The organism is Rathayibacter sp. VKM Ac-2857 (assembly GCF_013205025.1).
Taxonomy (GTDB): Bacteria; Actinomycetota; Actinomycetes; order Actinomycetales; family Microbacteriaceae; genus Rathayibacter.
Window position 1 is genome coordinate 1 of record NZ_JABMLE010000003.1, and the last position, 15650, is coordinate 15650.

The window sequence follows — 15650 nt, forward strand, 5'->3', positions numbered from 1 at the left end:
TAGTGCACGCTGTTGAGTTCTCAAGAATCGGACACATCCCGCCTCCACACCACAAAAGGTGCTTCACAACGGAAGTGGTCGAAGAAGTTGCTTTAGTCGGAAGACTTCGCTAAGCTGAGGAAGTTGTTCTCTCAGCCGCTGTGGCAACTTGACTAACTTAGCACATCCGCAGGCCGTGTCAAATCCGGCTTCTTCGCGATGCCGTTGCGCTCGTAGGCGCTCCGACGTCGCTCGGTTCCGGACCTGAGTCCGTCGCCGGGCGGCGAAGTTGCTGGACCCGAGGGATCCTGCGAAGGCTTTACATCCGTGCGGCAGACCTGACCCGAAGGACTGTCTTGCCGAGTGGATGGTGCCGAATGAGGCCGGGACGTTGAACCGTGCTCCCTGAGGAGCCCTGTTCTTCCGTTTCCCTGCGGCCTGTGTGGCGACTTGGAATAAGTTACGGCCCGATCCGGGTGCTGTCAAACCGGGCCCCCGGAAGTGCTCATCCCGGGCGTGTCGCGTTCGGTCGCCCCCTGGCCCAGGTCTCCTCCCCAGCGCGAGAACGCCCGCACTGTCCACTGATCCCGGGCTGCACCGCGGCGGCCCCGATCCCGCTGAGCACAATGGGCGCATGCCTTCCCCCGACCAGCCCCAGCTCGATCACCAGCGGTCCGACGCGCCTCCCGTCCTGCACTCGATCGGTGACGCGGTCGCGGCGATCCTCCGGGCGGCGGCCGACACCCCGCTGCTCCTGGTGGGATTCACCGGCTCCCCCGGCGCCGGCAAGTCGACGATCGCCGAACGGCTGCGCGCGGAACTGCCCGATGCGCTCGTCCTCCCGCTCGACGGGTACCACCTGCCGCAGCAGCGTCTGCGCGAACTCGGCCGCCGCGAGCGGATGGGCGCCCCGGACACCTTCGACGTCGAAGGCTTCGTCGACGCGCTCCGGCGGATCCGGACAGCGCGTCCGGGCGACACCGTGCGCGTCGCCTCCTTCGACCGCTCGATCGAGGAGCCGGTTCCGGACTCGCTCGCCCTCCCCGTGGGCGAGCGGACCGTCGTCCTGATCGAGGGCAACTACCTGCTGCTCGAGGACGACGGGTGGGGCGAGGTCGCAGGCTTCCTGGATCTGACGCTGCACCTGCGGGTCGAGCCGGCGCTCCGTCGGCGGCGACTGGTGGCCCGGCACCTCCGCTTCGGCAAGACCCTCGACGAGGCGATCGCCTGGACCGACGGTCCCGACGAGCGGAACGCCGAGCGGATCGAGGCGGCCGGAGCGCGGGCCGATGCCGTCCTCGAGGAGTCCACTCCCCGGGCCTTGCGGGTCCTGCATCTCTCGGACACTCACCTGCTCGCCGACCCCGCGGCCCGGTACAACCGCATCGTCGATCCGCGCGCCGCTCTCGACGCGGTGCTCGCGGCGCACTCCTCCGTCGCCGATCTCGACGCCGTCGTGGTGTCGGGCGATCTCGCGGACGACGGCGATCCGGAGTCGTACCGGGTACTGCGCACCAGGCTCGAGGAGTGGTGCGCCGAGCGGGACGCCGAGCTGGTGCTCGCCCTCGGCAATCACGACGACCGCGAGGGCTTCGGTGCGGACGGTCCGTGGAACGCGGAGGTCGTCGTGCGCGGGACGCGGATCCTGGTGCTCGACTCGTCCGTTCCGGGCGGGGCGTCCTGGGGACTCCTCACCGAGCCGACGCTGGCCTGGCTGCGGAGCCGAGTGGCCGAAGGGCCGGAAGTCCCGACCGTGGTGGTGCTCCACCACCCGCCGATCGAGGCGGTGACCCCGCTGCACCGGCGGATGGGACTGGCCAATCCGCACGACTTCTGGGAGGCGGTCGCCGGGTCGAGCCTCCTCGCGGTGCTCGCCGGGCACTGGCACCACGCCTTCATCGACACGACGCACGCCGCGCCGGTGGTCGTCGCTCCCGGTGGGGCCAACCGCACCGACGTCCTCGCCGGGCCGGAGCACGAGCGGTCGATCGCCGCGTCGGGAGCCGCGATCGTGGAGATCCTGCCGACCGGGGTGCGCGTGACGAGCACCGAGATCGACGCTCCGCACCGGGGCACGGAGCTCTTCGACGTCGACGGGGAGGTGCTCGCCGAGTGGCAGCGGCGCCTCGGCTTCCCCGGCTGATGCACCGGTTCGCGAGCCGGCCGGGCTCACTCGGAGGGGGAAGCGGACGGTGCGGGGCCGCATGCGACAGCCCGCACCGCCCGCTGCTCGGGGGCGCTCGGTCCGAGGGACCGGGCGGAGGTGCGCGGCACCGGGATCAGCCGGCACCGCGCACCAGGGGGTCAGGCGTGGATGCCGACCTCTTCCGGCGAGACATCCGCACCGGGGGCGGAGGGCTCGAGGGCCTCGGCGACGCGCTGCGACAGCGAGCTGTCCACGTTCGCCCAGTACTGGAGCACGCGCTGGCGCAGCTCCGGGCGGGTCACCTTGGAGACGTGACCGGCGATGTTCGCGACCAGTCGCGCCTTCGCGTCGTCGTCGAGGACGTCGCGGTAGAGCGTGCCGGCCTGGCCGAAGTCGTCGTCCTCGGGGTGCAGGGTCGCCGCGGCCCGCGTGAGCGCACCGTCGGTCTCCCAGCCGGGGCCCTCCGCCGCGCGGGCGGGGTCGGCGTGCGCGCCTCCGGTCGTGTTGGGCGCGTAGACGGGCAGCTCGGAGCGCTGGAAGTCGAAGCGCATCGCGCCGTCCTTCGAGTACGAGTGCACCGGCGACTTCGCGGCGTTGACCGGCAGCTGCGCGTGGTTGGTGCCCACGCGGTAGCGGTGCGCATCGGCGTAGCTGAAGATGCGCGCGAGCAGCATCTTGTCGGGGCTGGCCTCGATCCCGGGCACGAAGTTCGAGGGGGCGAAGGTCGCCTGCTCGATCTGCGCGAAGTAGTTCTCCGGGTTGCGGTCGAGCGTCATCGTGCCGACCACGATCAGCGGGTAGTCCGCGTGCGGCCAGACCTTGGTGAGGTCGAACGGGTTGAACCGGTAGGACTCGGCGTCGGCGTACGGCATGACCTGGACCGAGAGCGTCCACGAGGGGTGGTCGCCGCGGTCGATCGCGGCGGACAGGTCGCGGATGTGGAAGTCGGCGTCCTCGCCCGCGATCTGGTCGGCCTGCTCCTGGCTGAGGATCTCGATGCCCTGGTTCGTCTTGAAGTGGTACTTCACCCAGAAGCGCTTGCCGGCGGCGTTGACCCACTGGTAGGTGTGCGAGCCGAAGCCGTCCATGTGCCGCCACGAGCTCGGCAGGCCGCGGTCGCCCATCAGCCAGGTGACCTGGTGCGCCGACTCGGGCGAGAGGGTCCAGAAGTCCCACTGCATGTCGTGGTCGCGCAGGTGCGTGCCGGGCAGGCGCTTCTGCGAGCGGATGAAGTCGGGGAACTTGATGCCGTCGCGGAGGAAGAACACCGGGGTGTTGTTGCCGACGAGGTCGTAGTTGCCCTCGCTCGTGTAGAACTTCAGCGCGAAGCCGCGCGGGTCGCGCCAGGTGTCGGGCGAGCCCTGCTCGCCGGCGACGGTGGAGAAGCGGGCGAGCATCTCGGTCTCGACGCCGGGCTGGAACAGCGCGGCGCGGGTATACGCGCTGACGTCGCCGGTGGTGACGAAGCGGCCGAAGGCGCCGCCGCCCTTGGCGTGGACGACGCGCTCCGGGATGCGCTCGCGGTTGAACTGCGCGAGCTTCTCGAGGAGGTAGTGGTCGTGGAGCGCGATGGGGCCGTCGGCTCCGACGCTCAGCGAGTGCTCGTCGCTGGCGACGGGGGCTCCGGCATCGGTCGTCGTGAATCGTTCCTCGGTCATGAGTCCTCCTGTCGGCGGCGGGCGGTCGAGCCCTCCGCGGCGGTGATGGCGGGCGTGGGCCGGGTCTCGGCCTGCGCGAGGCAGTCGGGGCAGGTGCCCCAGAACGTGATGTCGGCCGTGTCGATGGCGAAGCCGCTCGACGACGACGGGTGCAGGCAGGGCGCCTGGCCGACGACGCAGTCGACGTCGGCGACGGCGCCGCAGCTGCGGCAGACGACGTGGTGGTGGTTGTCGCCCACCCGGAGCTCGAAGCGGCGGGCGTGGCCCTCCGGCTCGATGCGGCGGGTGAGGCCGGCCTCGGTGAAGGCGGCGAGGACCCCGTACACGGCCTGGGCCGAGGCGTCGGGCAGATCGACGCGCACCCGCGCGAGGATCTGATCGACGTCGGAGTGCGGATGCCCCTCGAGCGCCTGCAGGACGGCCCGCCGGGTCGCGGTGGCCTTGAGCCCGGAGGCTCGCAGCCGGTCGTCCGTCATCGTCATGGGGACAAGCGTAGCGAGTTGTGTTGAATAGTTCAAAACAACGGCGCGTCGCGGTAGGTGCGCCGGCGCCGGATGCAGGTGCAGGCGGGGCGGGTCTCGATACGCCGCTGCGCGGCTACTCGACCAGCATGCGCGGTGCGCTCGCGACCCTCGCATTCATGCTGATCGAGTAGCGGCCGCAGGCCGCGTATCGAGATCCGCCGGCGTCAGCACGCAGGTCTGCAGACCCGCCCTGCTGGGCACGGCGGGTCTCGATACGCCGCTTTGCGGCTACTCGACCAGCATGCTTCTCGCTGATGAAGAAGCCCGCGCAGCGGACCGTTCATGCTGATCGAGTAGCGGCCGCAGGTCGCGTATCGAGATCCGCCCGCGTCAGCACGCAGGTCTGCAGGCCCGCCCTGCTGGGCACGGCGGGTCTCGATACGCCGCTCCGCGGCTACTCGACCAGCATGGTGGCCGCCGATCGAGCAGCCCGCGCAGCGGCCCTTCTCACCGGTGGAGCTGCCCGCGGAGCGGACCGCTCCTAGGCGACCGGGCCCTCGACCAGGGTGACGGTGGCCGACTGGACAGTGCCGGCGGCGGTGGTCCAGGTGAGGGTGACCGACTCGCCGGGCTCGCGCTGGGCCAGGTCCGCGGAGAGGGCGTCGCCCGAGGTCACGGCCGTACCGTCGACCGCGGTGACGACGTCGCCGGCGGCGAGACCCGCGGCGGCCGCCGGGGTGCCCTCGATGACACCGGCGATGAGGGCGCCGGCCGCGGTGCTCGCGCCCGAGACGGCTCCGGAGGCGGTGCCCGCCGTCGCGGTGGACGGCAGCGAGACGCCGAGGAAGGCCGGGTAGCCGATCGCGACGGTCGCCGTGTCGGCGCCCGCTTCGATCGTCGCGACGATGTCGAGGGCGGTCGAGATCGGGATGGCGAAGCCGGTGATGTCGGCGGTCCCGCTCGAGGCGGCGGTGTCGATGCCGACGACCTTCCCGGCCGAGTCGACCAGCGGACCGCCGGAGTCGCCGGCGACGATGTCCGCGTCGACCTGGATCAGGCCGGTCAGCGTCTCGCCGGTGATGCCGGTCTCGGACTGCGTCGTGATGCTCTGGCCGAGGGCCTCGACCGTGCCGGCCGCGGCGACGAGGTTGCCGGTGCCCTTCGCGTTGCCGACGGCGGTGACGGCGTCGCCGACCGCGACTCCGGCGGTGTCGAGCGTCGCCGGGGTGAGGCCCGAGGCGTTCTCGAGCTGGAGCACGGCGATGTCGTTCGTCTTGTCGGTGCCGACGACGCGGGCGGTGTAGCTCTGCCCGGTGGTCTCGACGGTGACGGTGACGCTGGTGGAGCCCTCGACGACGTGGTTGTTGGTGAGGATCATGCCGTCGGAGGTGAGGATGACGCCGGTGCCGGCCGAGGTCGCGCCCTCGTAGGTGAGGTCGGAGGTGATCGTGACGACGCCGGAGATCTGCGCGGCGCTCGCAGCGACGGCGTCGGTCGCGGTGGACGTCGAGGTGGAGCCGGAGGCGCCCGAGCCCGAGCCGTACCCGTAGGCCGACCCGCTGCCGTAGCCGTACGCCGACGAGGGCCCGCCCGAGTACGGCAACACGACGATGCCGCCGCCGAAGGAGCCGCGGGAACCGCCGGGGTAGACGGTCGTGGACGCGGTGCTCGACGAGGCGGACGAGGTCGACTCCGCGCTGCCGGCGATCGAGACGCCGCCCGCGGTGACGCCGATCAGCAGCGCGAGGCCGGCGCCGCCGGCGATCAGGGCGCGGCGACGACGGCGACGGTCGTCGGTCCGGAGCGCCTGGCGCTCCTCAGCGCCGGTGGGGTCCGTCGTGATGGCGGCGGCGGCACCGGGCTCGCGCTCGGCGCCGTGGGATTCGGGTGACTCGTTCATGATGCGTCCTCGTGGCCGGGGCCGCCCCTGACGGCGACCGGAGTCCATTCGACGACCTCCCGCCCAGGGCCCGCTGGGTGATGCCTATGCCGATCCTATGAACGTCGGAATCCCCCTCCGCCCCCCTTGTCCAGCGGATCGGCGCGGGAAGGAAATAGTTGTGGCTACAACTGAGTTGGACCTAGCATGACCGGCATGACCACCTCCTCCCCCGACCTGCTCGCCCCCGACACCGTGATGGGGGCGGTCACGCTGCGCGTCGCCGACCTCGACGGGATGGTCGCCTACTACCGCGACGCCGTCCTGCTCGACCTGCTCTCGCAGGACGGCTCGGTCGCGGTGCTCGGCCGCGGCGGCGTCCCGGCGGTGATCCTGCAGCACGCCCCCGAGCTGCGGCACGCGGCCCCGCGCAGCGCCGGGCTGTTCCACACCGCGATCCTCTTCGAGTCGGAGGCGGCGCTCGCCGCCGCCGTGCACAGCGTCGCGACCCGGCACCCCGGCTCCTTCACCGGCAGCTCCGACCACCTGGTGAGCAAGGCGTTCTACTTCGACGACCCGGAGCACAACGGCGTCGAGCTCTACTGGGACCGCGACCGCACCCAGTGGTCCTGGACGCACGGCCGGATCGAGATGTCGACGCTCTTCCTCGACCCGAACGCGTTCCTCCAGGAGCACCTGACCGAGGAGGCCATCGCGCAGCCGCGGCTCGGCGGCGCCTCGGTCGGCCACGTGCACCTCAGCGTGGGCGACGTCGCGACGGCGAAGGAGTTCTACGTCGACCGGCTCGGCTTCGAGACGACGATCGCCTACGGCGGGCAGGCGCTGTTCGTCTCGGCCGGCGGCTACCACCACCACATGGCGATGAACACCTGGAACTCGCTCGGCGCCGGGCGGCGGCAGCTCGCGCTCGGGCTGGGGCAGGTCGAGATCGTGGTGCCGGCGGCGGACGATCTCGGTGCCCTCGGCGAGCGCCTGCGCAGCGCGAAGGTCGCCACGGCGGACGACGGCCGGACGCTGTCCTTCGAGGACCCGTGGGCGAACACGCTGCGGGTGACCGCGGCGGTCTGAGCGGAGGGTCCTGGAGTCCCGTGATCCCGGGACGGATCGCCGGAAAGCCGGGCGGGTACGATGGGCGCGCGGAGATCCGCACAGCCCCTCGAGACTCCGGAGAACACGGTGCCCACGATCGTCGTTGAAGTCATGCCCAAGGCCGAGCTGCTCGATCCGCAGGGGAAGGCCGTCGCCGGCGCGCTCTCGCGCCTCGGCCACTCCGCCGTCACGGGCGTGCGGGTGGGCAAGCGCTTCGAGATCACCGTCGACGAGGTGACCGACGAGGTCCGCGCCTCGATCACCGCGCTCGCCGACGAGATTCTGTCGAACTCGGTCATCGAGGACGTCGTCGGCATCCACTACCCGGAGGTCTGAGCATGCGGATCGGCGTCATCACCTTCCCCGGCTCGCTCGACGACCGCGACGCCCAGCGCGCGGTCCGCTTCGCCGGCGCGGAGCCCGTCGCCCTCTGGCACGGCGATCACGACCTCGACGGCGTCGACGCGATCGTGCTGCCCGGCGGCTTCTCCTACGGCGACTACCTGCGCTGCGGCGCCATCGCCTCGCACTCGCCGATCATGCGCGAGGTGATCGACGCGGCGAACGCCGGCACTCCCGTCCTGGGCATCTGCAACGGCTTCCAGATGCTGACCGAGGCGCACCTGCTGCCCGGCGGCCTGATCCGCAACGACGTCGGCTCCTTCGTCTGCCGCGACCAGCGGCTCGTCGTCGAGAACGCCTCCACCGTCTGGACCAGCGACTTCGAGGCCGGCCAGGAGATCACCATCCCGCTGAAGAACGGCGAGGGCGGCTACATCGCCTCGGCCGAGACGCTCGCGGAGCTCGAGGGCGAGGGCCGCGTGGTCTTCCGCTACCTCGGCGCGAACCCGAACGGCTCGATGAACGACATCGCCGGAGTCGCGAACGCGCGCGGCAACGTCGTCGGCCTGATGCCGCACCCCGAGCACGCGGTCGAGCCGGGCTTCGGCCCGGACACCGCGCTCGCGATGCGCTCCGGCGTGGACGGGCTCGCGTTCTTCACCTCCGCGGTGCGCGCGCTGGTCGCCACGGCCTGACGCCGCGGGAGCAGTGACGGCGGAAGCCGGGACCGTCGCGATCGGCGGCGCCCGGATCCGAGTGCGAGGCATAGACGCGTCATAGGAAGCGCATAGCGAGCGGCGCGTGAATGAGGGGGCCCACCCGACCCCCTCCCCCCTCGGGGCCCGCTCTCTGGAGTCACCGTGCTCGCTCTCGCCACCATCGCCGTCGACCTCGCGGCGATCTGCCTGCTCACCTTCGCGATCTACTTCCCCCGCCACCGGCGCCGCGACCTCGTCGCCGCGTTCCTCGGCGTCAACGTCGGCGTGCTCGCCGTCTCGCTCGTGCTCGCGTCGAGCACCGTCGGCGCCGGGCTCGGCCTCGGCCTGTTCGGCGTGCTGTCGATCATCCGGCTCCGCTCGGACGAGATCGAGCAGCACGAGGTGGCCTACTACTTCTCGGCGCTCGCGATCGGCCTGATCAGCGGCCTCGGCTCCGAGCCGACCCCGCTCACCATCGGGCTGATCGCGCTGATCATCGCGGTCCTCTTCGTCGCCGACCACCCGCGGCTCTTCCGCCGCACCCGTGCGCAGACGGTGAACCTCGACAGCGCCTTCACCGACGAGGCCGCCCTGTCGGCGCACCTCGAGGCGCTGCTCGGCGGGCGGGTCCGGCACGTGCAGATCCGCCAGCTCGATCTCGTCAACGACACCACCCTGGTCGACGTCCGCTACGACGCCCCGGAGGCGGTCGCCCGCCGCGGCGGCCGGCACGACGACCTGGTCACGGTCGCGACGCCGGTCCAGCGGAGCGCGCGATGACCGCCGTGACCGAGCGGCTCGACTCCTTCGCCGCGATCGCGCTGCCCGAGCTCGTCGAGCGGGCCTCCCTGCTCACCCGGGTCGACCGCAAGTACCTGATCCCGGCCGATGCTCTCGACAGCGTGCTGGCCGCGCTCGACCCGAGGACGCGCACGCTCGAGATCGACGGACGCCGTCACTTCGACTACGAATCGGTGTACTTCGACACCCCCTCGCTCGAGAGCTACCGGCTCGCGGTGCACGGGCGGCGGCGGCGCTTCAAGATCCGCACCCGCACCTACCTCGATGCGGGCGAGAGCTACCTCGAGGTGAAGACCCGGGGCGCGCGCAGCAGCACCGTGAAGGAGCGGATCGGCTACCGCCCCGAGGAGCGCGCCGTGCTCACCGCGGAGGGGCTCGCCTACGTCGACGAGACGCTCGCGGCGACCGGGATCGCGCTCGACTCCGCGACCCTGGGGCCCGTGCTCTCGACGGAGTACGCGCGCACCACGCTCTTCCTCCCCGGCTCGGCGACCCGGGCCACCATCGACACCCGGCTGCTCTGGCGCCTGCACGGCCCGGCCGGCCGGACGCTCGAGCGGCCCGCGGTCGTGGTCGTCGAGACCAAGTCGGCGGCGCGCGCCTCCGAGGTGGACCGCGCCCTCTGGGCGGCCGGCCACCGGCCCACGTCGCTCTCGAAGTACGGGACCGGCATGGCCGCGTTCCGCGCCGACCTCCCCGCGAACAAGTGGAACCGCACCCTGCACCGCCACTTCGACCGCATCCCCGCCACCCGCCGCCCCGCCGCCCGCGTCCCCGCCGCCGGCTCCCCCCGTTAGGACACCGTCATGCAGAACCGCACCCGCACCCTGACCGCCCTCGCCGGCCTCGGCCTCACCGGGGCCCTGCTCGCCGGCTGCAGCGCGGCCGCCGTCGCCGGATCCGCGCTCGGCACCTCGGGCTCCTCGTCCAGCGCCACCTCCGGCACCACGTCCGGCACCGACTCCGCCGGCACGACCGTGGAGGCCGTCGGCACCGCGCTCGACTCGACCGCCGCGGAGATCCTGGCCGCGAACCTCGCGGTGCACGCGACCGATCAGGCCGCGGACGCGACCTCGACGGCGATCACGCTGAGCGGCGACTCCGCCACTGTCGACGGAGACGGCGCGAGCGCCGACGGCTCCACGGTCACCATCACGGACGCCGGCACCTATGTGCTGAGCGGCAGCCTCGCCGACGGGCAGGTCGTCGTCGACACCACCGCGGAGGGGACGGTGCGGCTCGTGCTCGACGGCGTCGACGTCTCGAGCTCCACCGGGTCCGCGATCACGGTGACCGCCGCCTCCGACGTGGTGGTCGAGCTGGCCGTCGGCACGACGAACGTGCTGAGCGACACCGCCTCGTACGCCGAGGACGCGGAGTCGAACGCGGCGCTCTACAGCGCGGCCGACCTCACGATCACCGGCGACGGCGCCCTCGAGGTGCACGGCAACGGCAACGACGGCATCACCGGCAAGGACGGGCTGGTGATCCTCTCGGGCACGATCACCGTCACGGCGGCCGACGACGGCATCCGCGGCAAGGACTACCTGGTCGTCGAGGGCGGCACGCTCTCCGTCACCTCGGGCGGCGACGGGCTGACCTCGGACGACGAGGAGGACGCGACCGCCGGCTTCGTCTCGATCTCGGGCGGCGACCTCACCGTCGACGCGCAGGGCGACGCCGTCGTCGCGACCACCGACGTCGTGATCACCGGGGGCGTGCTCGACCTCACCGCGGGCGGCGGGAGCGGCACGCAGCTCGCGGCCGACGCCTCCGCGAAGGGGCTGAAGGCCGGCGTGATCGTCGACCTCGAGGGCGGCGACGTCACGATCGACGCCGCGGACGACGCCGTGCACTCCGACAGCTGGGTGCACGCGAGCGCCGGAACGCTCACGCTGGCGAGCGGCGACGACGGGGTGCACGCCGACACGGCGCTGCTGCTCCACGGCGCGGACGTGGCCGTCACCTCCTCCTACGAGGGGATCGAGAGCGCGGACATCCGGATCTCGGCGGGCGAGGTCTCGGTCGTCTCGAGCGACGACGGGCTGAACGCGTCCGGCGGGACGGGCACGGACTCCGACGGCGAGTCGACCGGGACGACCACGACAGCGCAGGGACCGGGCGGCGGGATGGGCGGCGAAGGCGACGACGGCTCCGCGATCACGCTCAGCGGCGGCACGGTCACGATCGACGCCGAGGGCGACGGGTTCGACTCCAACGGCAGCGCCGTGATCAGCGGCGGCAGCCTGGTCGTGAACGGCCCGGAGGGCAGCGGCAACGGAGCGCTCGACGTGAACGGGACGCTGGTCGTCACCGGCGGCGACGTGCTCGCGACCGGGAGCGCCGGGATGGCGGTCTCGCCGGACGCCTCGTCGACCGAGGGCTGGCTGTCGGCCGCACTCGGGTCGACGGTCGCGGCGGGCAGCGACGTGACGATCACCGCGGCGGACGGCAGCGTCGTCTCGTCCTTCACGACGTCGAAGGCGATCCAGAGCATCGTGCTCGCGAGCGCCGGGGTGACGTCGGGCGCGACCTACACGGTGAGCGTCGACGGAGCGACCGGCACCACGGTGACGGCGGGCGAGGCGGCGGCGGCCGGGACGGGCGGGGGCGGCGGGCGGCGCTGACCGCCGCGCGGCTCGGCCGACGGGAGACGCGCGCTCCGGCGTCGGCTGCACGGCCGCTGACCCTGCGGTGGGCGGATCTCGATCAGCCCGCTGCGCAGCATGCTGGTCGAGTAGCCCCGGAGGGGCGTATCGAGACCCCGCGTGCAGACGGTGGGGGATCTCGATACGCCCGCTGCGCGGGCTACTCGATCAGCATGAAATGACGCGGCGCAGCCGTCCGATCAGCAAGGAACGACGCGGCGCAGCCGTCCGATCGGCAGGGAACGACGCGGCGCAGCCGTCCGATCAGCAAGGAAGGACGCGGCGCAGCCGTCCGATCAGGAGGATGCGGAGGGGCTACGGGCCCGTCAGCACCTCGGGCTCCGGGGTCATCGAGATGGTGGGGATGGAGGCCGTGATGACGGTGCCGTCCGAGCGGCGGGTGCCCTCGATGTCGGAGGTGGTCGGCGCGCCGGTCAGGCGCGGGCCCTGGTGGCCGAGGCCGACGCGGACCGGGTTGCCGGACTCGACGTGCACGCGCTCGCCGCGGACGGTGATCGCCGCGGCGTCGCCGGACTCGACGGTCAGCAGCACCGACTCCTGGGTCACCTCGACCCGCACCCGCGTGCCGTGCAGCGTGATGCGGAAGGCCAGGCGGTCCCAGTCGTCGGGGAGGCGCGGGTCGAGCGTGATCCGCCCGCCGTGGTCGCGCATCCCGCCGAAGCCGTAGACCAGGGCGCTCCAGACTCCGCCGGTCGAGGCGACGTGGATGCCGTCGGCCGTGTTGCGGTGCAGGTCGGCGAGGTCGACGAACAGCGCGGAGAGGAAGTAGTGCCGCGACAGCTCGCTGTAGCCGACCTCGGCCGCGATGATCGACTGCACGACCGCCGAGAGCGTCGAGTCACCGGTGGTCAGCGCGTCGTAGTACTCGAAGTCGGCGCGCTTCTGCTCCGCCGTGAACTCGTTGCCCTGCAGCAGCAAGGCGAGCACGACGTCCGCCTGCTTGAGCACCTGGAAGCGGTAGATCACCAGCGGGTGGAAGTGCAGCAGCAGCGGGCGCTTGGTCGCCGGGGTGTTCTCGAGGTCCCACAGCTCCTTCTCGAGGAACGCCGCGTCCTGCGGGTGGATGCCGGCGCGCGCGTCGAAGGGGATGTGCATCTTGTCGGCCGCGCGGGCCCACTCGATGACCTCGTCCTCGTCCAGCAGCAGCCGGGCGACCATCCGCTCGTAGGCCGACGGCTCGACGGCCTTCAGCAGCTCGACGGCGCGGGCGGCCGCGCGCAGGTTCGAACGGGCCATCACGTTCGTGTACAGGTTGTCGTTGACGACCGTCGTGTACTCGTCCGGCCCGGTGACGCCGTGGATGTGGAAGTGGTCGTCGCCGTTGCTGCGCCAGAAGCCCAGGTCGGCCCACATCCGCGCGGTCTCGACCAGGATGTCGATCGCGCCGCGGGCGAGGAAGTCGTCGTCGCCGGTCGCGCCCACGTACTGCATCAGCGCATACGAGATGTCGGCGTCGATGTGGTACTGCGCGGTGCCGGCGGCGTAGTACGCCGACGACTCCTGGCCGTTGATGGTGCGCCAGGGGAAGAGCGCGCCGCGCTGGTTGAGCTCGGCCGCGCGCGAGCGGGCCGCCTCGAGCATGTTCTGGCGGAAGCGCAGGGCATTCCGCGCCACGAGCGGCGCCGTGTAGCTGAGGAACGGGAGGACGTAGACCTCGGTGTCCCAGAAGTAGTGGCCGCCGTAGCCGGAGCCCGAGACGCCCTTGGCCGCGACGCCGCCGCCGTCGGTGCGCGCGGTCGACTGCGCGAGCTGGAAGAGGTTCCACCGGGTGGCCTGCTGGACCGCGGGCTGGCCGTCGATCTGCACGTCGGAGCGGACCCAGAAGTCGTCGAGCCACTCGCGCTGCTTGGTGAACTGCTCCTCCACCGGGGTCTCGCGGGCGCGGTCGAGCGTGCGGTCGCAGCGGTCGGCGAGCTCGCGCACGGGGACGCCGCGCGACGTGTGGTAGGTCAGCGTCTTCACCAGGCGCACCGGCACGCCGGCCTTCGCCTTCACGCGGTAGACGTGCTTGGCGAGGTCGTCGTCGATCTGGGAGGTCTGGTCCCACTCGTTCTCGGTCTCGAGCACGTGCTCGGCACCGCAGGCGACGGTCATCCGGGAGTTGGTGGTGCGGTAGCCGAGCAGGTAGCGCGTGCCGCTGACCCGCTTGAGCTGCGGCTGCAGCACCCGGTCCTCGAACGACTCGGCCTTGCGCGGGTCGAAGCCGGCGGCCTCGCTGCCCGAGGGCGCGTGGTACTCGTCGACGCCGTCCTGGCGGTTGAGGATCTGGCTCGAGATCAGCACGGAGGCGTCGTGGTCGAGCATCTCGACCTCGTAGTCGAGGATCGCGAGGTGGCGGTCGGTGAAGGAGACCAGGCGGCGCGAGCGGATCAGCACGCGCTTGCCCGAGGGGGTGCGCCACTCCAGCTCGCGGGTGAGCACGCCGTTGGCGAAGTCGAGGCGGCGCGTGTACGCGAGGACGTCGGCCTCGCTCAGCACGAACGGCTCGTCGTCGACGTAGAGGCGGATGATCTTCGCGTCCGGCACGTTGACGATGGTCTGGCCGACGCGGGCGAAGCCGAACGCCTCCTCCGCGTGCCGGATGGGCCAGGTCTCGTGGAAGCCGTTGATGAAGGTGCCGTAGGCGTAGCCGTCGCGGCCCTCCTCGACGTTGCCGCGCAGGCCCAGGTAGCCGTTGCCGGTGGCGAAGAGCGTCTCGGTGCGACCCTGCAGCTCGGTGGCGAACTCGGTCTCGATCAGGGCCCACTCGTCGACCGGGAAGCGGTTGCGGTCGAGCGGGTCGGAGGTGATGGGGTTCATGCGGCGTCCTCGGGGGCGGGGGCGGAGGGGAGGAAGGGGAGCAGTTCGGCCAGGTCGTCGACCACGATGTCGGCGCCGTGCTCGAGCAGGGTGTCGCGGCCGACGCCGCGGTCGACGCCGACGACGAGGCCGAAGGCGCCCGCGCGGCCGGCGGCGACGCCGGAGTGGGCGTCCTCCACGACGACGCACTCGGCGGCGGTGAGCCCGAGCAGCTGCGCGGCGTGCAGGTAGGTGTCCGGCGCGGGCTTGCCGGCGATCGAGTCGCGGGCGGCGAGGAGCCCGTCGACGACGACCTCGAAGCGGTCGCGGATCCCGGCGGCCTCGAGCACCGGCACGCCGTTGCGGGAGGAGGTGACGACGGCGACCTCGACGCCCGCGGCGATCGCGGCGTCGACGAGGGCGAGCGAGCCGGGGTACGGGGCGACGCCGTTCTCGGCGAGGGTCTGGTTGAAGGCGTCGTTCTTGCGGTTGCCGAGCCCGCAGACGGTCTCGAGCGCGGGGTCGTCGCTCGGCGCGCCCTTGGGGAGCGTGATGCCGCGCGAGGCGAGGAGCGCCCGGACGCCGTCGTAGCGGGGGCGGCCGTCGATGTACCGGAAGTAGTCGGCGTCGGTGTAGCCCCCGGCGATGCCGCGCGACTCGAGGTACGGCGCGAAGAGACGGGCCCAGGCCTGCATGTGCACGTCGGCGGTGGGGGTGAGCACCCCGTCGAGGTCGAAGAGCAGCGCCTTCGCCCGGCCGAGGGCGGAGGCGTCGGGGCGCGTCGGTGAAGCAGTCACAGCGGGGAGGACCTCTGGTCGGGGCACGGGTGCGGTGGGCTCCGCCGTCGACAGGCCGTCCGCGCGGACACCGGGTATCGTATACGCCCCCCGGTCGCCGCCTGGAACCGTTTACACGTCCGACATCTGCGCGCCGCGGCGGGTCTGCGCAGCGGGTGCGCGCCGGTGGCCGCGGAGTCGCCTGCCGAACGAAGGCTGCACGACCGGATCCGCGCGTTCACGGGCGATTCCGGGCGCTCGGCCTTCGTTGCGCGGCTCGTCAGGCAGTCTGTCCGGGCGTTGCGCCCCCGAACCGACGCGGACCGGGCCCCGGCTCGGTTGCGAACCCC

The 15650-nt window shown here is 72.2% G+C and carries 12 protein-coding genes; 7 read left to right on the plus strand and 5 right to left on the minus strand.

All coding sequences use genetic code 11. The features are described 5' to 3' along the window. Window positions 1–613 precede the first annotated feature (613 nt). Window positions 614–2122 carry a metallophosphoesterase gene (locus tag HQQ86_RS13585; protein ID WP_173288833.1) on the plus strand — a complete coding sequence of 503 codons (1509 nt, stop codon included), beginning with the start codon at window positions 614–616 and terminating at the stop codon, window positions 2120–2122. A 161-nt stretch (window positions 2123–2283) separates the two neighbouring features. Here HQQ86_RS13585 and HQQ86_RS13590 read toward each other — a convergent pair whose 3' ends face one another. The 3 genes from HQQ86_RS13590 to HQQ86_RS13600 all read right to left on the minus strand — a co-directional run bounded on the left by HQQ86_RS13590 (window position 2284) and on the right by HQQ86_RS13600 (window position 6147). Beyond that, entirely contained in the window at window positions 2284–3783 is a 1500-nt protein-coding gene (locus HQQ86_RS13590; protein WP_173288834.1) for a catalase, read from the minus strand. Continuing rightward, on the minus strand, window positions 3780–4265 hold the full coding sequence (locus HQQ86_RS13595; protein ID WP_216845543.1) for a Fur family transcriptional regulator: 486 nt from the start codon (window positions 4263–4265) through the stop codon (window positions 3780–3782). The genes HQQ86_RS13590 and HQQ86_RS13595 overlap by 4 nt, the downstream gene beginning before the upstream one ends. Before the next feature lie 523 nt (window positions 4266–4788). Beyond that, window positions 4789–6147, minus strand: a complete 1359-nt coding sequence (locus tag HQQ86_RS13600) for a S1C family serine protease (RefSeq protein WP_173288835.1) — start codon at window positions 6145–6147, stop codon at window positions 4789–4791. A 186-nt stretch (window positions 6148–6333) separates the two neighbouring features. Here HQQ86_RS13600 and HQQ86_RS13605 point away from each other — a divergent pair, with 186 nt between their 5' ends. From HQQ86_RS13605 to HQQ86_RS13630, 6 genes are all read left to right on the plus strand, one after another. Beyond that, on the plus strand, window positions 6334–7215 hold the full coding sequence (locus HQQ86_RS13605; protein ID WP_173288836.1) for a VOC family protein: 882 nt from the start codon (window positions 6334–6336) through the stop codon (window positions 7213–7215). 108 nt (window positions 7216–7323) lie between these two features. Continuing rightward, window positions 7324–7572: a phosphoribosylformylglycinamidine synthase subunit PurS gene (purS, locus tag HQQ86_RS13610; protein ID WP_173288837.1), complete on the plus strand. Its 249-nt coding sequence runs from the start codon at window positions 7324–7326 to the stop codon at window positions 7570–7572. A 2-nt stretch (window positions 7573–7574) separates the two neighbouring features. Then, window positions 7575–8273 (plus strand): phosphoribosylformylglycinamidine synthase subunit PurQ, encoded by a 699-nt coding sequence (gene purQ, locus HQQ86_RS13615; protein WP_173288838.1) that lies wholly within the window; start codon window positions 7575–7577, stop codon window positions 8271–8273. A 165-nt stretch (window positions 8274–8438) separates the two neighbouring features. Next, window positions 8439–9056: a DUF4956 domain-containing protein gene (locus tag HQQ86_RS13620; RefSeq protein ID WP_173288839.1), complete on the plus strand. Its 618-nt coding sequence runs from the start codon at window positions 8439–8441 to the stop codon at window positions 9054–9056. Next, on the plus strand, window positions 9053–9874 hold the full coding sequence (locus HQQ86_RS13625) for a polyphosphate polymerase domain-containing protein (protein WP_173288840.1): 822 nt from the start codon (window positions 9053–9055) through the stop codon (window positions 9872–9874). The genes HQQ86_RS13620 and HQQ86_RS13625 overlap by 4 nt, the downstream gene beginning before the upstream one ends. A gap of 9 nt (window positions 9875–9883) precedes the next feature. After that, the gene (locus tag HQQ86_RS13630) at window positions 9884–11704 is read left to right on the plus strand and encodes a carbohydrate-binding domain-containing protein (RefSeq protein ID WP_173288841.1); all 1821 of its coding nucleotides are present in this window, start codon (window positions 9884–9886) and stop codon (window positions 11702–11704) included. Between the two features lie 336 nt (window positions 11705–12040). On the opposite strand, the gene HQQ86_RS13635 is transcribed toward HQQ86_RS13630, so the two are convergent. Further along, window positions 12041–14545, minus strand: a complete 2505-nt coding sequence (locus HQQ86_RS13635) for a glycoside hydrolase family 65 protein (RefSeq protein WP_173288842.1) — start codon at window positions 14543–14545, stop codon at window positions 12041–12043. Continuing rightward, window positions 14542–15321, minus strand: coding sequence for a beta-phosphoglucomutase family hydrolase (locus tag HQQ86_RS13640; RefSeq protein WP_173288843.1), 780 nt, complete (start codon window positions 15319–15321; stop codon window positions 14542–14544). Before HQQ86_RS13640 ends, HQQ86_RS13635 begins: the two co-directional genes overlap by 4 nt. Window positions 15322–15650: the final 329 nt, after the last annotated feature.